Below are 22,531 nucleotides of genomic sequence, written 5' to 3' on the forward strand. Positions count from 1 at the left end.
TCGTTCTATTTATAAGGCAACAATCCCTTAGAAAAGAGCTCGAATTTTTAAATCTTAAGCAGCTTGGTGCTGTTTTAACATGGTATTGATATGATCTACTAAAAATTCCTGAATCAAGACGGAATACGATATCGCTTTAGTAGGTCTTTACTAAATGGATTCCGTTCAATCATTCTAGTAGCCAAGGAGTAAATTATAGCAGCAAGTTTTTACTCATGTTAACCTGCCATATAAAAATCAACTTTAACATAAGATAGGCTATTGTCATACACTATGTTAGCTATGATCAGGAAGGAGCTAAGCATAATGTTTCAATATGTATCTCTCATGTTATTAGCATTCGCAGTAAGCTTAGATAGCTTTTCAGTAGGTTTTACGTATGGGATGAGAAAAATGCGTATTCCTCTAAAATCAATCATTGTCATCGCATGCTGTTCAGCCGCCACGATGTTATTCGCAATGATGGTTGGAGAGCTTCTAACAAAGGTTTTTCCAATATATATAACAGAAAAATTAGGCGGTTTTATTTTAATGCTTATTGGTGCTTGGGTACTATACCAATTTTTTCGCCCGAGTAAAGAGAATCAAGAAGAAAAGGTAACAGGTGAAAAAACACTCATTAATTTTGAAATAAAAACGTTAGGTATTGTAATTAATATCTTGAGAAAGCCGATGTCGGCAGATATTGATAAATCAGGAACAATTACAGGGATTGAAGCTTTCCTATTGGGGTTTGCGCTGTCATTAGATGCATTTGGAGCGGGTATTGGTGCCGCAATGCTTGGGTATAATCCATTGATCATGAGTATTTTAGTGGCAGTCATGAGTTCAATCTTTGTCTCACTAGGCATTAAATCTGGTCATATTTTCTCAAGATTTAGTTGGATGGACAAATTTTCTTGCCTCCCCGGTATTATACTCATTATGATAGGGATATGGAAATTATAGTACTGGAGGAGAAGAAATGACGTTGGTCATTGGATTAACAGGCGGAATAGCAAGTGGGAAAAGTACAGTAACTTCAATGATTAAAGAAATGGGATTTCAAATAGTGGATGCAGACATGATCTCTAGAGAAGTGGTTAAAGCTGGAGAGTCTGCTTATCATGAAATTGTTAAACAATTTGGACCACAAATACTTAAAGTAAATAAAGAGCTAGACCGAGAGAAGCTTGGGAATGTTATTTTCTCAGATGAAGAAAAAAGAGTACAGCTAAACCAAATTGTACACCCTGCGGTTCGGAAAGAAATGTTGAAGAAAATACACGAAGCAAAAAGCGAGAATCTTCAAGCTATTGTTTTAGACATACCTTTATTATTTGAAAGTAAATTAACATACCTTGTCGACAAAGTACTAGTGATTTATGTTGATGAAAAAACGCAATTGTCTAGGCTGATGAATCGAAATAACTTAAGTGAACAGGATGCTAAAATGAGAATTCAATCTCAACTGTCTATTGAGAAAAAGAAGGAAATGGGGGATTACGTAATTGATAATAGTGGAACAATCCAAGAAACGAAAGAGCAGCTAAATGAAATAATTAAAAAATTGCTTAGTGAATAATAATATTGAGTTAATGTGAATGTCATTACCCTCATTAGGTTTACTACAGGAGCCAACTTCTAATCCACATAATTGACTAAAACATAACCCAACTATGACAAAACTCTCCAGTAGAGTTTTGGTATTAGTTTGGGTTTTTTCTTGCTGAAGGAAGGATGAGGATAGGATCTCTCATGGCTTACTTCTCCTCTTGCTCTTAGAAGAATGTATAATGAGTTATACGTTTTACTGAAATTAATAAAATAGTCAACACTAATTTCGTTTAATATGTTATACTTAAGTTGCTAATAACTTAAATAGTATAACATATTAATGTGAGAGGGGAAATATGATGAGAGCCAATATAGCGATAAATGGTTTTGGTCGTATTGGAAGAATGGTCTTTCGTAAAGCGATAATGGAGGATTTGAATATAATAGCGATAAATGCGAGTTATCCAGCGGAAACTTTAGCGCATTTAATTAAATATGATACAACTCACGGGAAGTTCAATGGGGACGTCATTCCTAATGGTGACCACTTAATTGTAAACGGTAACAAAGTTCTGCTTTTAAATGAAAGGCATCCTGAAAGACTTCCATGGGATTCTTTAGGTATTGATATTGTCATTGAAGCAACAGGCAAATTTAATCACAGAGACAACGCCATCTCCCATGTGAAGGCAGGTGCAAAAAAAGTCATTTTAACTGCCCCAGGTAAGCAGGAGGATATTACAATTGTTATGGGAGTAAATCATGATCAATTTGATGCACAGAAGCATACCATTATTTCAAATGCTTCGTGTACAACCAATTGTTTGGCTCCTGTGATCAAGGTATTAGATGATGAATTTACCATTCAGAATGGATTGATGACAACCGTACATGCGTATACAAATGATCAAAACAATATTGATAACCCACATAAAGATCTTAGAAGGGCAAGGTCATGTGCACAATCAATTATTCCAACTACGACCGGAGCAGCAAAGGCATTACAATTAGTTATACCTCATTTAAAAGGGAAGTTACATGGGATGGCTTTAAGAGTACCAACCCCAAATGTTTCTCTTGTTGATTTAGTAGTAGATCTAAAGAAAACCGTTTCGGTAGAAGATATTAACGAGGCGTTCAAGAGAGCGGCAACTACTACATTAAAAGGAATTATTGACTATACGACGGAACCTTTAGTCTCAGTGGATTTTAATACTAATCCTCATTCAGCGATTATTGATGGATTATCAACAATTGTCATGGAGGAGAGAAAAGTTAAAGTATTGGCTTGGTATGATAATGAATGGGGATACTCATGTAGAGTTGTCGATCTGACAAAGATGGTAGCTGCAAAAATAACTCACCTGTTAGAAGTCTGACCTAATTTTATTATTGTGTAACGAATGAAGATAGATAGAAAAGAGAAGAGTAGAAAAAGCAAACAGAGGTAATTTTAATCTGTTTGCTTTTTTGTTTTCAACTCCACTTCAAACGTCATCACTTTTTGGTTGTTGTGTAAGTTTGTGAAGAAGGATAGAACTGACAGTAGATGTGTAAAATAAGGAATGTAACCATGTATACAGATGACCCTTTAACTAAATTGAGTACTTTTTTCAAAAAGTTTATTGCAAAACATATATAAACAAAGTATACTATTTTTCGTGAACTTCTTATAAAAGCCAAGGTGTTACGGCTACTTAAAGGGTTAGGACCTCTCTGGACTAACTTTCCCCCGTGGTAGTTACACATACCATTAAGCAAAGAATTCATGTATAAAATTAGTTAGAGGGGGATCCATTAATATGGAAACAATGGGTAGACACGTCATCTCTGAATTATGGGGTTGCGATTTTGATAAGTTAAATGATATGGATTACATTGAAAAAACATTCGTAAATGCTGCATTAAAGTCAGGTGCGGAGATTAGAGAGGTTGCATTCCATAAGTTTGCTCCTCAAGGAGTAAGTGGAGTTGTTATTATCTCTGAATCTCATCTTACTATTCACAGCTTTCCAGAGCATGGGTATGCAAGCATTGATGTTTACACTTGTGGAGATTTAGATCCTAATATTGCTGCAGATCATATTGCTGAATCTTTAGGAGCTCAAACTCGTGAGAATATCGAGATTCCAAGAGGAATGGGACCTGTACAAGTAAAACAAAACCAAGCAAAAGTCCTTTAATTTTAGATTGAAGATGAACAATTTTAAAGAGGTGTAGATGATTTTCATCTACACCTCTTTTTATTATCGGGAAATTTCAGTATGATAGAAAGAGGAATGGATGTACTGTTATGAATAGCGATTGACAAATCATGTAAAAATACGTTAAAGGGGAATAAAAAATGAGTCTTGGAAATACACTTAAAGATTTTTTTAGTACAACACAGGAAACCCGTGAGAAACATTATAACGATAAATTAAGAAGTCATTATTATAAAACAAATCAAAAAAATGCGTTACAGTCGGTGAAAGAGATGATCGACCAAACGCAAGGAATGACAGTAACCTCTGTTTCTGAAGAACGTGGTGAAATGAGTGTTAACATCGATCGACCTAGAAAAGGATTTTTAATTGTCACTATTATTTCAGTTCGTCCTTTTGAGACAGCTGTCGATTTTACAGCAACGACGAACACGTTCCTACCTACTGATTTTGGATATAGTAGAAAAGTGATTATCGACTTATATAAAAAGCTTGATCAAAAACTACCATTTGTTGGTACGGGTAAAAATGGCGGGAATTAATGACTTCTTACTAGGGGATTTAATACATAAACAGATTGATTGGAGCTGGTTGTATGAAGTGTCCTTCATGTCAACACAATGGGACAAGAGTATTAGATTCACGACCTGTAGATGAAGGAAAGTCAATTAGACGTAGACGTGAATGTGAGGAATGTCAATATCGTTTTACAACCTTTGAAAAAGTGGAAGAGATTCCTTTAATTGTTGTAAAAAAAGGTGGAACAAGAGAGGAGTTTAGTCGTGAGAAAATTCTCCGTGGGTTAATAAAGGCTTGCGAAAAACGCCCTGTTCCCTTGCAAAAGTTAGAAGATCTTGTTCACGATATAGAAAAAGAATTACGAAACCAAGGTAACTCTGAAATTAATAGCGAACATATTGGTGAAATGATTATGAATAGGCTAGCAGCGATTGATGAAGTAGCTTATGTACGTTTTGCTTCAGTGTATCGCCAATTTAAGGATATCAATGTTTTTATAAATGAATTAACAGATTTGATCAAAAAAGCAAAATAACTAGTAAAGAGAGCTAATCAAGAATTTTTCTTATAGCTCTTTTTTCAGTGAACGACAAGGTTGAAGGTAGAGAATGAGAGTTTTCAAATGCTATATGAGATAATAAACGAGGGTTAAAAAAAGGAAAACGAATAATCTTACCTCTTTTGCAGGTGAAGATCAGGTGAGGTTCAGGAAGGAAAGGTTTGAAGGGGATGGAACATCATTGGAAAGAAATACTAGCAATTGACCGCTATAGAGTAAAAAGTAGATCTGTACTACAGGATCTTGATAGAAAAATTTTGACGCTATTATATCAACCGTTAATAGGATCAAGGAGCTTTAGCCTTTATATGACATTATGGGGTGAACTAGAGCAAGCTCGACTTTGGAGTATTGAAAAAACACATCACAGTTTGATGACGATTATGCAGATGAATCTACGTGATATGTATGTAGAAAGAATTAAATTAGAGGGATTAGGTCTGTTAAAAACATATATGGTCAATATAGATGACAGTAGGAAGTATGTGTACGAGCTTCAAGCTCCATTGCGTCCTAATGAATTTTTTCAGGATGGTGTCTTGAATGTTTATCTATATAATCGTGTTGGAAAGAACACGTTTCTCCAACTTAAACAATTCTTTTCCGATGATCAAATGGAAGAGGAGCTACTCGAGGTTTCAAAAAGCTTTGATGATGTATTTAACTCTGGACAGTCAGCAGATATGATAGCGAAGGTGAATGACGAAACGATAACTGACTTACGTCTCGGTGATTCAAGAGAATATATGCAAACAGACAATAGTGGAGAGTTAGTTCTCTCAGATGACGTGTTTGATTTTGATTTATTTTTATCAGGTCTCTCTCAAGCAATTATCCCATTAAAATCGATTACTCCTTCTGTAAAAGAAGTGATTAAAAAGCTTTCTTATTTATATGGCATTAATGCTATTGACATGAAAAATGTTGTGATGAATAGTATTGATCAGGATGAACATATAGATATCGAATTATTACGTAAGGCAGCAAGGGATTGGTACCAGTTTCAGCATGGCGATCGATTACCAGAGCTAGTGGATAAAAAACAACCGACGCCACTTTTAAGTAAAGTGAATAAACAAAATCCAACAAAAGAAGACCAGCTTATTACACAGCTAGAATCGATTTCACCTCGACAATTTTTAATGGATGTCTCAGGTGGTGTTGCACCGGGAATGAATGATTTGAAAATTATTGAAGATGTGATGCTCAATCAAAAACTACAGCCAGGAGTTGTGAATGTTTTAATTTATTATGTTATGTTAAAAACAGATATGAAGCTAACAAAAGGCTATGTGGATAAAATTGCGAGTCATTGGACCAGGAAAGAGATCAAAACGGTGAAAGCGGCAATGGAACTAGCTAAAGAAGAACATCGCCAATATCAACAATGGGCAGAAGAGAAAACAACTAAAAAACAAAAATCATATAAAAAGTCCCCAGTTCGTAAAGAGCTCCTTCCAGATTGGTTATCAGAAGATCAAGAAGAGAAGGGGAATGCGAAAGAAGGAACTAAGGAACCTTCAAAGGAAACCGACATAGAAAGTGAACAATTTGAAGCAGAAAAGCAGAAGCTACTAGAGCGAATCCAACGATATAAGGATAAAAATAAAGAGTAATGAAATGAGGTGAGAGAGAATGGAGCATATGAGCAAGTCTTTTAAGAATTTAACAAGTCGTCCAGACTTTAATGACCGATACAATGACTTAAGAAAACAAGTGCTAAATCATCCTGATGTACAAGCCTTCCTAACAAGCCATTCTCACGAAATTGACAGTGGCATGATTGATCGAAGCATGGTCAAGTTATTTGAATATGTGAATCAAAGTAAAAACTGTGAACAATGTCCTTCCCTATCACAATGTAAGAATCTTTTGCAGGGCTATCATCCGAGATTAGCGATCGTAGGGAAAATGATTGATCTACAATATGATATTTGTCCAACGAAAAAAACACATGATGAAATGAAAAAACATCAATCACTCATTAAGAGCATGTATATTCCAAAGGATATATTAGAAGCGCAATTTCATAACATTGACCTTGATGTAAATGAACCTAGTAGGCTTAAAGTTATTTCTCTCGCTCAGGATTTTGTTGAATCTTATAATAATGGTGAACGCCCAAAGGGATTTTATCTTTACGGTTCTTTTGGAATAGGTAAAACCTATATATTAGGGGCAATTGCAAATGAGCTTGCTACTCATAGTGTATCGTCTATGCTCGTATATGTACCAGAATTTATGAGAGAACTAAAAGGATCTTTTCAGGATTCATCATTAGATAACAAATTAGAGGCTGTAAAGAAAATTCCTGTCTTAATGCTAGATGATTTAGGTGCGGAATCAGTTTCTAGCTGGATGAGAGATGAAATACTCGGCACGATTCTCCAGTATAGAATGCTTGAAAATCTTCCTACTTTCTTCTCTTCGAACTTCAACTTAAAAGAGCTTCAGCATCATTTGTCTACTTCCCAACGTGGAGAAGAGGAACCTGTAAAGGCTGCTCGGATTATGGAGAGAATTAAGCATTTAACGATCCCGCTAGAACTAGTAGGGAAAAACAGAAGAGGATAAATCAATCATTCATAAGTCTAGTGAGTCTGGTGTATTCCATTGTGAAGGAATCCTCCCAGCTTCTAGGCTTATTTACGTTTGGGAACATTTATCTAATAAAAAAGTTGGGTCCCACTGATAGCGTACAAGCCATTTTTTTCTATCCAAGTCCATTTCTTTGCTTCTATTTTTTAGACCCCCTCCATATACATAGTAGCAGGTGTTGGCAAATAGGGGGGACAAACATGCTTGAGATATTATTTACGTCTCCGAAAGAGGCAAGAACGATTTATTCAATCTTTCGAAAAAATCGTATCGAAAACAAATCAGAACTTCAACTTCTAAACGATGAAGTCATTACAATTAATCCAACTTTATGGGATGTTACAGTTGAAAAAATGATCATCCCTGGATTTGTTCAGTTCATATGTGAGCATAAAGAACATGAGATGATGGTAACACTTATTAAGCAGGATTATTATTTTAAAGATGAGGACGAGCAGCATCAAATCCTTCAAATTGCTTATTCGATTATGGAGGGGGAGCGCACGGATATCCCAGGTATTAAAGAAGGTCCTTCACGTGAATTGTTGCTAAGGAAAATCTTATCTCAATTTTTAAAGCCTAACTTATCCTTTTCATATGCAGCCTTTCAAAGATTCAGACTACATCCATATATTGAGAGATTGAGAGACTATGTAGAAGTGGCTATTGAAGAGTATAAGCTAGAACAAGAATACCAGGTGTTTATACATAATATAAGAGAGTACTTAGTGAAAAGAGAAACAAAGGTTCACCAACTTTTTCTCGTTCATAAAGAAAAAGAATATGTCTTATTAAATGATCAATATCGGGTTCTGTCAGAACAAGAGCTGATTCAATCGATTGATCAACAATTTATTTATCAACATCCTATGTATATCGACTCGAAGCTGTTAGCCCCGTTGGTATCAATGGCCCCAAACGTGATAAACGTTTATACGGATAACCAATACGATGGGATGCTTCATACGATTCAAAACATTTTTCAAGAACGTGTGACTATACATAATCTTCAAGAGTTTAAAGGACACTTTAAGGAGAATAAAAATAGGGAACCTTCTTGATTTTACAAATGAAACAATTTATAATACGAATTAATTGAAAAAACAATCAGTAATGATAAGGACATGAGTTTATTTATACGGTTCCCAGAGAGGGAAGGACATGCTGAAACCTTCCTAACACGATAAATATACTTACCACCTTTAAACTTCAGCTATGAACATTTTGATTAGTAGTAGCTGACGGATATCCCGTTAACGAATGAAAGCCATATCTTTTAGTATGTCTTCATATGCCATATGTATATGTTGAATAAGATATGGGAATAAGGGTGGAACCACGATCCATTGACTTGAGTAATTAACTCGTCCCTTTTTAAGGGGCGAGTTTTATTTATTTTTCGGGAAAAAATTGAAAAATGACCGAAATCATACATTTATTAGAGGAGTGAACAAGGATGTCAGACGTTATAAAAATTGCGTTTCCAGACGGAGCTGTAAAGGAGTTTGCAACGGGTACCACAACTGAAGATATTGCGGCATCCATTAGCCCTGGCTTAAAGAAAAAGTCTTTAGCAGGGAAATTAGATGGACAATTAATAGATCTTCGTACCCCGATTACTAATGATGGTGCGATTGAAATAGTGACACAAGATAGCGATGAAGCTTTAGAAATTATGCGACATTCTACTGCGCATTTAATGGCTCAGGCAATTAAGCGATTATACAAGGATGAAGAAGTAAAACTAGGTATAGGTCCTGTGATTGAAAGCGGCTTTTACTATGATATTGATATGGAAAAAGCGATCACACCAGAGGATTTACCTGCAATTGAAAAAGAAATGAAAAAAATTGTGAATGAAAACCTTGATATTATTCGTAAAGAAGTGAGCCGTGAAGAAGCAAAAGCCCGTTATGAAGAACTGCAAGATCCATTAAAACTCGAGCTCTTAGATGTTATTCCAGAAGGGGAAGCTGTTTCCATATATGAGCAAGGGGAATTCTTCGACTTATGCCGTGGAATACATGTACCATCAACTGGTAAGATCAAGGAATTTAAGCTTTTAAGTGTAGCTGGTGCCTACTGGAGAGGCGACAGCAATAATAAAATGCTTCAACGTATTTACGGAACAGCATTCTTTAAAAAAGCCGACTTAGATGAGCACCTTCGCCTGTTAGAAGAAGCGAAAGAACGTGACCATCGTAAGCTTGGGAAGGAATTGAAGTTATTTACAACTTCCCAAAAAGTAGGACAAGGACTTCCATTATGGTTACCTAAGGGAGCGACTATCCGTCGTATTATTGAGAGATACATTGTAGATAAAGAAGAAAAATTGGGTTACCAACATGTTTACACACCTGTACTAGGTAGTGCGGAACTATATAAAACATCTGGACATTATGATCATTATCAGGATGATATGTTCCCTTCTATGCAAATGGATAATGAAGAACTATTTCTACGTCCGATGAACTGCCCGCATCACATGATGGTTTATGGGAATGATATTCGCAGTTATCGTGATCTGCCGATAAGAATCGCAGAGCTAGGAACAATGCATCGTTATGAGATGTCAGGTGCTTTAAGTGGCCTACAACGTGTACGTGGTATGACACTAAATGATGCTCACATTTTTGCTAGACCTGATCAAATTAAAGATGAATTTATTCGCGTAGTCAGATTAATTGAATCTGTTTATAAAGATTTTGGATTTGAAAACTATTCATTCCGACTATCCTACCGTGACCCTGAAGACAAAGAAAAATACTTTGACGATGACAGCATGTGGGAAAAAGCTCAAAGCATGCTAAAGGATGCGATGGATGAATTAGAAATTGAGTATTTTGAAGCAGAAGGAGAAGCGGCTTTCTACGGTCCTAAGCTTGATGTTCAAGTTCGTACAGCATTAGGAAAAGATGAGACATTATCAACTGTACAGCTTGATTTCTTATTACCGGAACGCTTTGATTTAACATATGTGGGGGAAGATGGTAAGCAACACCGTCCAGTTGTAATTCACCGCGGTGTTGTATCAACAATGGAACGATTTGTTGCCTTCTTAATTGAAGAATACAAAGGAGCGTTCCCAACATGGTTAGCGCCTGTTCAAGCTCAAGTCATTCCAGTATCCCCGGCTGTTCATCTTGAATATGCAAAAGAAGTTCAAGAAAAGCTTCAAGAAGCTGGCTTACGAGTAGAACTTGATTCACGTGATGAGAAAATAGGCTATAAGATTCGTGAATCTCAAATGCAAAAAATTCCTTACATGCTTGTAGTAGGTGATAATGAAATTACTGAAAAAGCTGTAAATGTCCGTAAATATGGCGAACAAAAATCGGAAACAATTGCGTTTGATGAATTCTTAAAGAAAATAAAAGCTGAAGTGAAAAAATAACCAACTTCTTAATGAGGTTTGATTCCATTCTTGGTTATGAAATGGAAGGACGTAAGCAAGTCAACAAATATCCTAGTATGGAATCCTTCAGTAAGAAAGAAAAAAAACTGTTGCAAGAACAAATTGCTTTTGATAGAATTACTTATGTTGTTAATAAACAAAGTTCTTACTTGCGTATTCTTTGTATTAGTGATATAATTCCTTAGGTAATTGAATAGTTTTCATTAAAACAAGTAGAAGCACCCGCTTCTCACCTGATTGACACATCCGTTTTGTAGTTAGCAGGTTACGATGAATTTTTTATATATAATCGTAGTGTGGGTGTTTGTGCATCCACACTTTTTTATTTTCTCGAAACGAAAAATAAAAAACCAATATCTACAAAGCAGGATTTTGAAAACATACTATTCAGTTTTAGAAAACCTTGGAGGTGGCTAATTATTAGCAAAGATATGATGGTAAATGACGGAATTCGCGCACGTGAGGTTCGTCTGATCGGTGCCAATGGAGACCAGCTTGGAATTAAATCTCGTCAAGAGGCGTTAGAAATTGCAACTAGAGCTAATCTTGATTTAGTAATGGTTGCACCAAATGCAAAGCCTCCTGTTTGCCGCATCATGGATTACGGAAAGTTCCGTTTTGAACAGCAGAAGAAAGACAAAGAGGCGCGTAAAAATCAAAAGATCATTAATTTGAAAGAGGTTCGTTTGAGCCCAACAATTGATGAACATGACTTTAACACTAAGCTTCGAAATGCACGTAAGTTCTTAGAAAAAGGCGATAAAGTGAAAGCTTCTATCCGTTTCAAAGGGCGTGCCATTACACATAAAGGAATTGGTCAGAAGGTGCTTGATCGATTCTCAAGCGAATGTGCAGACTTGAGTACAATTGAGTCCCATCCAAAAATGGATGGACGTAGCATGTTCTTAGTATTAGCACCGAAAAACGAAAAGCAATAATTCTTAAGGAGGAATCCCTTATGCCAAAAATGAAAACTCACCGTGGAGCTGCGAAACGTTTCAAAAAGACCGGTTCTGGTAAACTTAAACGTTCACATGCTTACACTAGTCACTTATTCGCTAACAAATCTACAAAAGCTAAACGTAAATTACGTAAATCAACTGTAGTAAGCAAAGGCGATTTCAAACGTATTCGTCACTTATTAGACAATATTAAATAATTCGGAAACATCGTAATATAGGAGGGAATTTACATGCCAAGAGTAAAAGGCGGTATCGTTTCACGTAAACGTCGTAAAAAAGTATTAAAATTAGCTAAAGGTTATTTCGGTTCTAAACATACATTATACAAAGTTGCAAACCAACAGGTAATGAAATCATGGATGTACTCATACCGTGATCGTCGCCAAAAGAAACGTGACTTCCGTAAATTATGGATCACTCGTATCAATGCAGCTGCTCGTATTAATGGTCTTTCTTACAGCCGTTTAATGCACGGTTTAAAGCTTGCGGGTATCGAAGTGAACCGTAAAATGCTTGCTGATTTAGCTGTTACAGATGAAAAAGCATTCGCTCAATTAGCTGACGCTGCTAAAGCACAATTAAGCAAATAAGTAAGTAAAGAGAGTTGATTCTAAAAAGGGATCAACTCTTTTTTTAATGTAGTTTTTGCTCTTTTTGTTATTTGTCTTTTTAAAGGGGGATGAGTAGAAGGAATCAAAAAATCCTGTTTTGTAGGAAAGGAGGAAAGAAAATGGAATACATTTTATGGTACTTTTTAATAGTAAACCTCATAGGATTATTTATCATGTATAGTGATAAACAGCGGGCAAGACAAAAGCAATGGCGGATAAAAGAAGCGACTATTTGGTGGACTGCTAGTATTGGTGGTTCTCTTGGTTGCTATTTCGGTATGATATGGTTTAGACACAAAACGAAGCATCGATCCTTTAAAATTGGCTTACCAGTACTCGGATCAATTCAGGTAGTGGGTGTGGTTAGTTTTTATTTAAGGCTCTTTTCTTAAAACTTGGTTGCTATTTAGTATTCATTTCAAGGGATATTGTCATCATTAAAATTTATTGCCAAGGAAAAAGAGTTGGTCTCACTAAACATACTTTGTACCGAAGAAGAAAATCTTGAATTTAGGAGTTTTTAGGAAAACAACAATTTATGCGAAAACAGCCTTATTATAAAATGAGAAGAAAACCATACGCATAATGTTCGTGAATTCTCGTATGATAGTATGAATACCATCACCTAGAATATCAACTAAGAAAGTGGTGAGAACAATAGAATTGGCAACCTCTACTGTATTAACAGCTATTCAGACAACTGGTTTTTTTGCCCCTTTGTTTTTTGTTTGCTTTCATATTATAAGACAGTTTTTATTTATTCCAGTTGCAGTAGTGTGTGTGGCGGGCGGGTTATTGTTTGGAACATTCTTCGGTTCGATTCTGTCGATCATCGGATTAACATGTGCTAGCTTAACATTTTATCTTTTTTCGAAGGTGTTTCCCTCTCTAATTGAACGATTTGTTGGCATGAAAGTGAGATGGTTAGGAGCTTATACTAGCTTGTCGACAATTCAAATTATTCTTTTACGAATGATTCCGTTTGTGAATTTCTCGCTCATTTCTCTTTGTATCTTTGAAAAGACAAAAACTCTTGGTCGATATACGAAATTATCATTTATTACACATATTCCGTCAGCAACCTTTTTTACGTTCCTTGGTGCCGCTATTCATAATTTGTCCCCTGCTTTAATTGCAGCTTTTATGATAGGGCTACTTTTATTAACGTATCTTTTTAGAGAGAAGCAAGTTTTTATAAAGTGGAGCGATTTTTTTGTGAAGGATACCGTTTGATTCCTTTGACATTATCTCAAGATCTAAGAATCTCGCTACCAGATATAAACGAAAAGGAGTAAATACATCCAATGGTTGTGTTTACTCCTTTTCGTTTACTAGTCATAAGGTGTCTTCCTAAAGTTTCATAAGTTTGTGTTGTACTTACTTGGGGTACTCTCTTGTTGCGTCATGAAAGCCCTTAAGGCTCTAAGGATTCGATTTATGAAATTAACTCAATTAGTCTTTTTTACATTTATTCCTCACTCTTTTTTACAAGAAGCTCTTTGATAGGGCTTTTCCAATCAACTTTTGCATAGGGATAGTGCTTTTTAACATTTTCCTCAATGTAGACGAAATCCTCTAGTGATAGACCTTGCAGTTTACTTGTTGATTTTGCCCAGATAAAGATGGATACTACTTCAAAAGAGTTTGTAGTTGTCCCTAGGTATTTTTCTCCTTCAAATAAAACACCCCTGTACGTAAGTGAAAAATTCTTTCTTACATTATCCTTGTCATCTAGAAAATAAAATTGTTTCTGTTCATGGGCTAATTCTAGCTTCCGTTTTGGATTAAATAAATACTTAAATCCTGAATAGATAAGAAAAAGGATAAGGATGATTAATAGTAAACGTAATAAAATGACAAACATACTCCAACCCCTCCTGAGGGTATTTTTCATTACTTACGTATTAGTAAGCGGAAAGGTTTCATGTTTTTTAAAATTTGTTATACTTTTTAGTAGGTTTCGTATTTCGAATGAAAAAAAGTGGTCTAATATAACAAACTAAACGTATTGGAGGCAATACCATGAATGTAACTACATTATATAATATGCAAAAACAACTTGATAAAAAAATTGAAACACAGCACCAATTAGAGAAAGAATCTTTAATAGAAAGAAAAATTCTTGCTTTACTTGTTGAAGTAGGAGAGCTTGCAAATGAAACGCGTTGTTTTAAATTTTGGAGCTTAAAAGCGCCTGCCACAACAGATGTTATTTTAGAGGAATTTGTTGATGGGATACATTTTATTCTTTCACTAGGCTTAGAGATTGGTACAGAGTCTGCGGTTATTCTGGAAGAAAAAACTGGAGATCATTCACTTACTGAGCAATTTTTACGTGTATACCAAGGGATCAATTCCTTTCAAATGAACCATACGAAAGAAAATCATAAACAACTCTTTGAGGAATACTTACTTTTAGGAAATTTACTTGGCTTTTCAGCTGATCAAGTTGAGCAAGCCTACGTGTCAAAAAATGAAGTAAATCATCAAAGGCAAGAACAAGGGTATTAAAGCGTTTGGGGTCAGGGTGTTTCGCTTCTGACTTTCTTTCATGTATAATAATAATTGATGCTTACTTAAAGGAGGCTACATAATGAAAAAGCTTGATGAAACATTAACAATGCTAAAGGATTTAACGGATGCTAAAGGCATTCCAGGTAATGAGCGTGAAGTTCGTGACGTGATGAAAAAATACATAACTAATTATTCTGATGAAGTAGTGACTGACAACTTAGGAAGCTTAATCGCGAAAAAAGTTGGTCAGGAGAATGGACCGAAAATCATGATTGCAGGTCACTTAGATGAAGTAGGATTTATGGTGACTCAAATTGATGATAAAGGATTTATCCGTTTTCAAACAGTTGGTGGCTGGTGGTCCCAAGTCATGCTTGCACAGCGCGTAACAATAGTTACGAAAAAAGGTGATGTTACTGGAGTGATCGGATCTAAACCGCCACATATCTTACCTCCAGAAGCTCGTAAAAAACCTGTAGATATTAAAGATATGTTTATTGATGTTGGTGCATCAAGCCGTGAGGAAGCAATGGAGTTCGGTGTAAAGCCAGGAGATCAAATTGTACCTTATTTTGAATTTACCGTTATGAACAATGAGAAAATGCTATTAGCAAAAGCATGGGATAACCGTATTGGTTGTGCGATTGCAATTGATGTTCTTAAGAACTTAAAAGATACTGACCACCCTAACATTGTTTATGGTGTTGGAACAGTACAAGAAGAAGTAGGGTTGCGTGGCGCAAGAACGTCAGCTAACCTCATTCAACCAGATATAGCTTTTGGAGTAGATGTAGGAATTGCAGGGGATACTCCTGGTATTTCTGAGAAAGAAGCAGCTAGTAAAATGGGACATGGTCCGCAGATTATTTTATATGATGCATCAATGGTTTCGCATAAAGGGTTACGTGATTTAGTGACAGATACAGCAGATGAATTGAATATCCCATATCAATTTGATGCTATTGCAGGCGGTGGAACAGATTCAGGAGCGATCCATATTTCTGCAAATGGAGTACCTGCTCTTTCTATTACGATTGCAACTCGTTATATACATTCTCACGCTGCTATGCTTCATCGTGATGACTATGAACATGCAGTAAAGCTTATTACTGAGGTAGTAAAACGACTTGATCGTGATACAGTGAATAAAATTACGTTCGAATAAAAAAAATGCCGGGGCACTTGTCCCGGCATTTTTATGTTCTAGCCTCAGGAAGGAAATAGTGAGGCATAGTGTATCTTGTTTATTTTTTTAACCCTTGTTCTAAAGTAGCAAGCATTTCTTGTTTATCTTGATCGTCCGCGTTTTGCCAAATGACTTCAAATAATACTCCTAAACCTGGTAGCATTTTCTCTTCGCCACTTTGAATGGCATCAACAATTGTATCTTGAAGCTGACCTTGATTATTCCCTGAGACATTTGAGATAACGGCATGGCGTAGATTTAAATTCATGTCAACACACTCCTTAGTAGTTTTCTTATTTCCTACCAAATAGGATTTGTTAAAAAGGGAATAGTTATGTATGATGAGAAAGAGAATTTTTCGAGTGGACAAACAAATGGGAGTACCCATTAGGAAAGCAACTTAAAGAATGGATGAAACAAAAATATAATGATGGTTTAGTAAAAAGGAGTATGAAAGTGGATCGTATAGAATCAGTAAAAAACCCAAAAGTAAAGCAATGGAAAAAGCTTCATACAAAAAAAGAACGTGAGGCTACCGGTACCTATCTTATTGAGGGAATCCATTTAGTTGAGGAAGCATTAAAACGGAAAGAAATGATTAAGCTACTTATTATCTCAGAAGAGTTAACACTCCCTACTCATTGGAATGTAGATGGTCTATCCATTTCACTTGTAACAAAAGAAGTGATGAAAGCAATAAGTGATACGGAGGCTCCACAAGGTGTAGCGGCAATTTGTGACAAGGAAAATGAGCATCCGATTATGAATTGGAAGAAAGTCTTATTAATTGATAATGTTCAGGATCCTGGAAACCTGGGGACTATTATTCGAACAGCCGATGCAGCCGGGATGGATGGAATGATCATTAGTGAAGGAACAGTTGATCCTTATAATTCAAAAGTAATTCGCTCAAGCCAAGGCTCTATCTTTCATATACCAATTGTTAAGGGAAGTATACAGAACGCTATCTCTACATTTAAAAACAACCATGTACCTGTTTATGGTACTTCCTTACAAAATGGAGTTCCTTATAAGGAAGTCTCTCCTTCAGACAAATTTTGTCTAATGATTGGAAATGAAGGAAACGGTGTAGATGGTGCTCTTCTACAAGAAACAACAAGGAATTTATATATTCCTATTTATGGCGAAGCTGAGTCGTTAAATGTAGGGATAGCTACAGGTATTCTTCTTTATCATTTACGCGGGTAAGCTTGCGGTAACAAAATGTTTTGATTATAATAAGATAGAAATTACATATGAACAAAACGATGACAGAGAAGAGTAGTTTATGATTGGCCCATATCAGGGAATAAATGCCTTAGACTGAAAGCATTTTATGGGACTAATGTAAATGAATTCACCTCTTGAGTTGACACTTGGACCATAAAGTATGTATGTAAAGGTGTTCCGGTTTTTACCGTTATGGAAATGAAGTGAGCTATGTACGTTATTTTACATAGTTAACAAGGGTGGTAACGCGAATTCAAACTCGTCCCTTTTAGGGGCGGGTTTTTTGTTTTGCCCTAAAGTTTGTATGTTTAGTGAAATGCTCAATTTCATCTGTGCATTTTCTTAAAAATAGTATGTTAAGCCGTTAGTTGTGAAACGACGTCTAACATTCTTTTATATTAAAGGAGGAAAAACTCATGCAGGAGCAGTTAAAACAGCTTCAAACAGAAGCGCTTGAGAAGGTAGAGCAAGCACAAGATTTAAAAGCGCTAAATGACATTCGTGTCGCATATTTAGGGAAAAAAGGACCTATCACTGAAGTTTTACGTGGAATGGGTAAATTATCGGCTGAAGAACGACCAGTGATGGGAGCATTAGCGAACGAAGTAAGAGAAGCGATTGCTACAGCTATTTCTACGAAACAAGAGCATTTAGAGCAGGTAGCAGTTGAGGAAAAACTATCAAAAGAGACGATTGATGTAACGTTGCCAGGTAGACCTGTTAAAGTTGGGAATCATCATCCAATTACAGCTGTTGTGGAAGAAATAGAAGATCTATTCTTAGGGATGGGCTATCAAATTGCAGAAGGTCCTGAAGTAGAAACGGATTATTTTAATTTTGAAGCCTTAAATCTTCCAAAGGGACATCCAGCTCGAGACATGCAGGATTCTTTCTACATTACAGAGGAGTTACTACTTCGTACACATACTTCCCCTGTACAAGCAAGAACGATGCAGGAACATAAAGGGCAAGGACCAGTTAAGATTATCTGTCCAGGTAAAGTGTATCGCCGTGACAGTGATGATGCTACACACTCACATCAATTTACACAAATTGAAGGACTTGTAGTAGATGAAAGTATTAGTATGAGCGATTTAAAGGGTACACTTGAAGTTTTTGCAAAGAAAATGTTTGGTGAAGAGCGTGAAATCCGTTTACGCCCTAGCTTTTTCCCATTTACAGAGCCATCTGTTGAAGTGGACGTCTCTTGTTTCTCCTGTGGTGGAAAAGGATGTAATGTATGTAAGAAAACTGGTTGGATTGAAATCTTAGGAGCTGGAATGGTTCATCCGAACGTCCTAGAGATGGCTGGATTCGATTCTAAAAAATACAGTGGGTTCGCGTTTGGTATGGGACCAGAGCGTATTGCGATGTTGAAATATGGTATTGATGACATTCGTCATTTCTATACAGATGATGTACGTTTCTTAAAACAATTCAAACGAGCTTAAAGGAGTGTTTAATGTGTTTGTTTCATATAAATGGTTAGCAGATTACGTTGATTTATCTGGCATTACTCCAGACGAATTAGCAGAGAAAATTACCCGAAGTGGGATTGAAGTTGAGGGTGTAGACGTCCTTAATGATGGGATTAAAGGTGTTGTTATTGGTCATGTTGTAGAAAAAGAACAGCATCCAGATGCAGATAAATTAAACAAGTGTCAAGTAGATCTAGGTACGGGTGAGCTTGTTCAAATTATTTGTGGAGCAAAAAATGTCGATAAAGGCCAAAAAGTAGCGGTTGCAACAGTTGGTGCTGTATTACCAGGTAACTTCAAAATTAAGAAAGCAAAGCTTCGTGGTGAAGCGTCTAATGGGATGATTTGTTCCTTACAAGAGCTTGGAGTGGAATCAAAGCTTATCGCGAAGGAATATTCAGAAGGGATATTCGTTTTCCCGAATGATGTAGAAGTTGGAAGCGACGCATTAGAACAGCTTCAGTTAGATGATGCTGTCCTTGAATTAGGATTAACGCCTAACAGATCTGATGCATTAAGTATGTTAGGTGTAGCTCATGAGGTTGCAGCGATTTTACATCGTGAAGTGAAATATCCAGAAATTCAATATCCTACAGCTAGTGAAAAAGCGGTTAGCTATGTAAATGTTAAGGTGGAAGCAACGGATGATAATCCATTATACGTTGCGAAGGTAATAAAAAATGTAACAATCAAACCTTCTCCATTATGGATGCAAGCTCGATTAATGGCAGCGGGTATTCGTCCCCATAATAACGTAGTCGATATTACTAACTATGTATTATTAGAGTACGGTCAACCGTTACATGCTTTTGATTTTGATCGTTTTGGTTCTAAGGAAGTTCTTGTTCGTCGAGCGAATGAAGGAGAAACAATCGTAACATTGGATGATCAAGAGCGTACGTTAACTAGCGAACACCTTGTCATCACAAATGGAACTGAGCCAGTTGCCTTAGCGGGTGTCATGGGTGGAGCGAATTCTGAGGTTCAATCAGATACGAAAAACATTTTATTAGAATCTGCATTATTTAATGGACAAAGAATTCGTACGGCATCGAAAGATCATGGCTTAAGAAGTGAAGCAAGTGCACGCTACGAAAAGGGTGTTGATCCAAATCGAGTACATGCAGCTGCAGAACGTGCAGCTCAATTACTTTCTCAATATGCGGATGGAGAAGTTCTAGAAGGTGCTGTTGAAGTAAACGCACAAAATTTCGAACCAGCTGTAGTTCAAACTACAGTTGAAAAAGTGAACAAAGTTTTAGGAATGAACATTAGTACTGAAGAAATGGTTACAATCCTTGAACGTCTTCAATTTGATGTAACACAAGATAATGGAACCTTAACAGTCACAGTTCCAACAAGACGTGGAGATATCACAATTGAAGAGGACCTAGTTGAAGAAATAGCGAGAATGTATGGGTATGATAATATTCCGACAACACTTCCAGTAGGTCAGGCTTTTCCAGGAAAGCTAACTGATTACCAAGAAAAACGTCGTCGTGTTCGTCGATACTTAGAAGGTAGCGGTTTATATCAAGCAATCACCTACTCGTTAACAAGTGAAGAGAAAGCAGCGAGATATGCACTAGAAACCTCTGATATCACGAAGCTATCGTTACCAATGAGTGAGGAAAGAAGCGTATTACGTTTAAGCTTACTTCCACATTTATTAGATGCAGTACGATACAATGTTGCTCGTCAAATTGATCAAGTAGCATTATATGAAATTAGCTCTGTTTTCCTTTCACAAGGAGCGGACGTTCAACCATTAGAAAAAGAACGTTTAGCCGGAGCAGTTACAGGATTATGGCACGCTCATTCCTGGCAGGGTGAGAAGAAAGCTGTTGACTTTTATGTGGTAAAAGGAATAATTGATGGTCTTATTGAACTCCTGGGCTTGTCAAAAGATATTCAATATAAGCAAGCAAAACGTGAAGGAATGCACCCAGGAAGAACAGCTGAACTTTATTTAGATGAAAAGCTAGTAGGGTATGTTGGACAGGTGCATCCAACAGTTCAAAAAGAGTTAGATTTAGCTGAAACATATGTATTCGAAATATCATTAGTTGATTTATTAGTAGCTCATGTTGAGGAAACACGATATGAAATCATCCCTCGTTACCCATCTATTTCAAGGGATATTGCTTTAGTTGTTAATAAAGAAGTTGTTTCTGGAGACATCGAGCAGGTGATTACAGAAGCGGGTGGCAAGATGCTAAAAGAAGTTTCTGTTTTTGATCTTTATGAAGGAGATCGTTTGGAAGAAGGCAAAAAATCTGTTGCATTCTCTCTTCGCTACTTCGATCCAGAAAAAACGTTAACGGATGAAGATGTATCAAAAACACATGAGAAAGTGTTAAAAGCCGTTGAGGAAAAAGTAGGAGCAACACTTAGAGGATAAATAATTCAAAAAGGAATCTTCTCGAACGTAAAGAGGAGATTCCTTTTTGTTGTTGAGGAAACGATCGATTAAAGATGCATGCTTAGACATCCAGGTTTAGCGCTTAGTCCCCCTGAGCTCATAAGCATTTAGCATGGAAGTCAAGGAACTTTTAATTCATCTGATTTCCTGAGATTGACCAAAATCCTAGTGCTTTTGTTTTATTGTGCATCAGTGTTTAAGACCTAATTACTTTTTCGATATTTTATGCGCTTTTTCCGTATTAGCAAAATGTTTTTTCGTAATGGTGGTTAAAAAATCCGTCCCTCGAGTATTGATGATTTTCGCCGCAGCAAGATCCACATGTGCACCAGCTCCTTTTGGCAATGTCACCCCAGCAATTTCGGATAAACGGTCGAATTCTTTTACAAATGAGTATCTAGCAATAATGGATGCCGCAGCAACTGCTAAGTGGACGCCCTCAGCTTTTGTAGAAAAATAGGCTTTTTCCTGTGGTATTTCTTTGCCTTTAATATGATTGAAATAAATGGCAGGATTAACAAACTGATCAATTAATAAGCCATCTGGACGTTCAGGGGATATTTTTTTTAATAGGTTATTAATGGCTTGATTATGTAATAATGCTTTCATCTTTCCTTGTGACATTCCACGTTGTTGAAGCTCGTTATATTTCTCGTTATGTAAAACAAGCAAACTGTAAGGAATTGTATGAATTAAGTTCTTTGCTATCTGGATGATTTGTGGGTCCTTCAGGTTTTTTGAATCCCTCACACCTAGTTCTTGGATTAACGGAATTTGGTCTTTCTTCACATAGGCTGCAACAACCGTTATTGGTCCAAAAAAATCACCTGTCCCTACTTCGTCAGAACCTATAATGGAAAGCTCTGCTATATTATGGGGTGGTTGATATCCTGATGGAGTTTTTTTTGATTGTGTTTTTGGCTGTTTTGGTGCCTCTTCTTTCCCCCACTTTGTAGCTTCTAATTGAGCGGTTCCACCCTGAAAGAGAACCTTTCCTGATTTGTATGCAGTGATGGTACATCCATTTGCTTTTGCAGAGAAGATAGCTCCAGGTGGTGTTTTGTCTGTACGGTGTACTTTATAAAATTGCTCCATATCTTTTATTGTCTTTTCATTCACCTTAATCACTGAGTTTGCCAAAATAGACATCCTTTCTTAATTGGTTCATTATCGTTTATAACTAGATTTAAAGAAGGAAGGAATCATTCGCATTGCCATTACTTTCATTGCAAAAATTGTCCTTCTTCCCATATCATAAAGCTTCATGTTATGATAAGGAATAGGATTTGCAGGAAAT

23 protein-coding genes and 2 other annotated features are annotated in these 22,531 nt (G+C 36.4%); of the genes, 20 read left to right on the forward strand and 3 right to left on the reverse strand.

The window, feature by feature from the left end; translation table 11 throughout:
• The first annotated feature begins 306 nt into the window (after positions 1-306).
• The 15 genes from ytaF to A9C19_RS05020 all read left to right on the forward strand — a co-directional run bounded on the left by ytaF (position 307) and on the right by A9C19_RS05020 (position 13,637).
• Positions 307-948 carry a sporulation membrane protein YtaF gene (gene ytaF, locus A9C19_RS04945; RefSeq protein WP_072578911.1) on the forward strand — a complete coding sequence of 214 codons (642 nt, stop codon included), beginning with the start codon at positions 307-309 and terminating at the stop codon, positions 946-948.
• Positions 949-964: 16 nt separating this feature from the next.
• Positions 965-1,564 carry a dephospho-CoA kinase gene (coaE, locus tag A9C19_RS04950; RefSeq protein WP_072578912.1) on the forward strand — a complete coding sequence of 200 codons (600 nt, stop codon included), beginning with the start codon at positions 965-967 and terminating at the stop codon, positions 1,562-1,564.
• 331 nt (positions 1,565-1,895) lie between these two features.
• Positions 1,896-2,915, forward strand: a complete 1,020-nt coding sequence (locus A9C19_RS04955; protein WP_072578913.1) for a glyceraldehyde-3-phosphate dehydrogenase — start codon at positions 1,896-1,898, stop codon at positions 2,913-2,915.
• 423 nt (positions 2,916-3,338) lie between these two features.
• A complete protein-coding gene (gene speD, locus A9C19_RS04960; protein ID WP_072578914.1) occupies positions 3,339-3,719 on the forward strand; it encodes an adenosylmethionine decarboxylase in 381 nt (126 codons plus the stop codon).
• A gap of 161 nt (positions 3,720-3,880) precedes the next feature.
• Positions 3,881-4,282 (forward strand): cytosolic protein, encoded by a 402-nt coding sequence (locus A9C19_RS04965; protein WP_072578915.1) that lies wholly within the window; start codon positions 3,881-3,883, stop codon positions 4,280-4,282.
• Between the two features lie 53 nt (positions 4,283-4,335).
• Complete coding sequence (nrdR, locus tag A9C19_RS04970; RefSeq protein ID WP_072578916.1) at positions 4,336-4,794, forward strand: transcriptional regulator NrdR; 459 nt, start codon at positions 4,336-4,338, stop codon at positions 4,792-4,794.
• A gap of 194 nt (positions 4,795-4,988) precedes the next feature.
• Positions 4,989-6,434: a replication initiation and membrane attachment family protein gene (locus tag A9C19_RS04975; RefSeq protein ID WP_072581748.1), complete on the forward strand. Its 1,446-nt coding sequence runs from the start codon at positions 4,989-4,991 to the stop codon at positions 6,432-6,434.
• Positions 6,435-6,453: 19 nt separating this feature from the next.
• A complete protein-coding gene (dnaI, locus tag A9C19_RS04980) occupies positions 6,454-7,392 on the forward strand; it encodes a primosomal protein DnaI (RefSeq protein WP_072578917.1) in 939 nt (312 codons plus the stop codon).
• Between the two features lie 224 nt (positions 7,393-7,616).
• Positions 7,617-8,477, forward strand: coding sequence for a putative sporulation protein YtxC (ytxC, locus tag A9C19_RS04985; RefSeq protein ID WP_072578918.1), 861 nt, complete (start codon positions 7,617-7,619; stop codon positions 8,475-8,477).
• A 395-nt stretch (positions 8,478-8,872) separates the two neighbouring features.
• Positions 8,873-10,810, forward strand: coding sequence for a threonine--tRNA ligase (thrS, locus tag A9C19_RS04990; RefSeq protein WP_072578919.1), 1,938 nt, complete (start codon positions 8,873-8,875; stop codon positions 10,808-10,810).
• Between the two features lie 225 nt (positions 10,811-11,035).
• Positions 11,036-11,161 (forward strand) — a sequence feature (ribosomal protein L20 leader region).
• 86 nt (positions 11,162-11,247) lie between these two features.
• Complete coding sequence (infC, locus tag A9C19_RS05000) at positions 11,248-11,769, forward strand: translation initiation factor IF-3 (RefSeq protein ID WP_199445827.1); 522 nt, start codon at positions 11,248-11,250, stop codon at positions 11,767-11,769.
• A gap of 20 nt (positions 11,770-11,789) precedes the next feature.
• Complete coding sequence (gene rpmI / locus A9C19_RS05005) at positions 11,790-11,990, forward strand: 50S ribosomal protein L35 (protein ID WP_066326889.1); 201 nt, start codon at positions 11,790-11,792, stop codon at positions 11,988-11,990.
• Positions 11,991-12,023: 33 nt separating this feature from the next.
• On the forward strand, positions 12,024-12,383 hold the full coding sequence (gene rplT, locus A9C19_RS05010; RefSeq protein WP_072578921.1) for a 50S ribosomal protein L20: 360 nt from the start codon (positions 12,024-12,026) through the stop codon (positions 12,381-12,383).
• 140 nt (positions 12,384-12,523) lie between these two features.
• Complete coding sequence (locus tag A9C19_RS05015; protein WP_072578922.1) at positions 12,524-12,796, forward strand: DUF1294 domain-containing protein; 273 nt, start codon at positions 12,524-12,526, stop codon at positions 12,794-12,796.
• A 271-nt stretch (positions 12,797-13,067) separates the two neighbouring features.
• The gene (locus tag A9C19_RS05020; RefSeq protein ID WP_158515055.1) at positions 13,068-13,637 is read left to right on the forward strand and encodes a TVP38/TMEM64 family protein; all 570 of its coding nucleotides are present in this window, start codon (positions 13,068-13,070) and stop codon (positions 13,635-13,637) included.
• Positions 13,638-13,872: 235 nt separating this feature from the next.
• Here A9C19_RS05020 and A9C19_RS05025 read toward each other — a convergent pair whose 3' ends face one another.
• Entirely contained in the window at positions 13,873-14,268 is a 396-nt protein-coding gene (locus A9C19_RS05025; RefSeq protein WP_072578923.1) for a sigma-w pathway protein ysdB, read from the reverse strand.
• Between the two features lie 158 nt (positions 14,269-14,426).
• Between A9C19_RS05025 and A9C19_RS05030 the strand changes: the two genes are divergently transcribed.
• Together A9C19_RS05030 and A9C19_RS05035 are read left to right on the forward strand one after the other, a co-directional pair.
• On the forward strand, positions 14,427-14,915 hold the full coding sequence (locus A9C19_RS05030) for a dUTP diphosphatase (RefSeq protein WP_072578924.1): 489 nt from the start codon (positions 14,427-14,429) through the stop codon (positions 14,913-14,915).
• 82 nt (positions 14,916-14,997) lie between these two features.
• Positions 14,998-16,083 (forward strand): M42 family metallopeptidase, encoded by a 1,086-nt coding sequence (locus A9C19_RS05035; RefSeq protein WP_072578925.1) that lies wholly within the window; start codon positions 14,998-15,000, stop codon positions 16,081-16,083.
• Between the two features lie 79 nt (positions 16,084-16,162).
• Here the strand turns inward: A9C19_RS05035 and sspI are convergent, their stop codons facing one another.
• Positions 16,163-16,372 carry a small acid-soluble spore protein SspI gene (gene sspI, locus A9C19_RS05040; protein ID WP_072578926.1) on the reverse strand — a complete coding sequence of 70 codons (210 nt, stop codon included), beginning with the start codon at positions 16,370-16,372 and terminating at the stop codon, positions 16,163-16,165.
• Between the two features lie 188 nt (positions 16,373-16,560).
• On the opposite strand from sspI, the gene A9C19_RS05045 reads away from it, so the two are divergent.
• From A9C19_RS05045 to pheT, 3 genes are all read left to right on the forward strand, one after another.
• The gene (locus tag A9C19_RS05045) at positions 16,561-17,313 is read left to right on the forward strand and encodes a TrmH family RNA methyltransferase (RefSeq protein ID WP_072578927.1); all 753 of its coding nucleotides are present in this window, start codon (positions 16,561-16,563) and stop codon (positions 17,311-17,313) included.
• A gap of 50 nt (positions 17,314-17,363) precedes the next feature.
• Positions 17,364-17,604: a binding site (T-box leader), on the forward strand.
• 146 nt (positions 17,605-17,750) lie between these two features.
• Positions 17,751-18,785 (forward strand): phenylalanine--tRNA ligase subunit alpha, encoded by a 1,035-nt coding sequence (gene pheS, locus A9C19_RS05050; RefSeq protein ID WP_072578928.1) that lies wholly within the window; start codon positions 17,751-17,753, stop codon positions 18,783-18,785.
• A 13-nt stretch (positions 18,786-18,798) separates the two neighbouring features.
• On the forward strand, positions 18,799-21,213 hold the full coding sequence (pheT, locus tag A9C19_RS05055) for a phenylalanine--tRNA ligase subunit beta (RefSeq protein ID WP_072578929.1): 2,415 nt from the start codon (positions 18,799-18,801) through the stop codon (positions 21,211-21,213).
• A 228-nt stretch (positions 21,214-21,441) separates the two neighbouring features.
• Here the strand turns inward: pheT and rnhC are convergent, their stop codons facing one another.
• Positions 21,442-22,374: a ribonuclease HIII gene (rnhC, locus tag A9C19_RS05060; RefSeq protein WP_072578930.1), complete on the reverse strand. Its 933-nt coding sequence runs from the start codon at positions 22,372-22,374 to the stop codon at positions 21,442-21,444.
• Positions 22,375-22,531: the final 157 nt, after the last annotated feature.

Origin of the sequence: Bacillus weihaiensis (genome assembly GCF_001889165.1) — a bacterium.
GTDB lineage: Bacteria > Bacillota > Bacilli > Bacillales > Bacillaceae > Metabacillus > Metabacillus weihaiensis.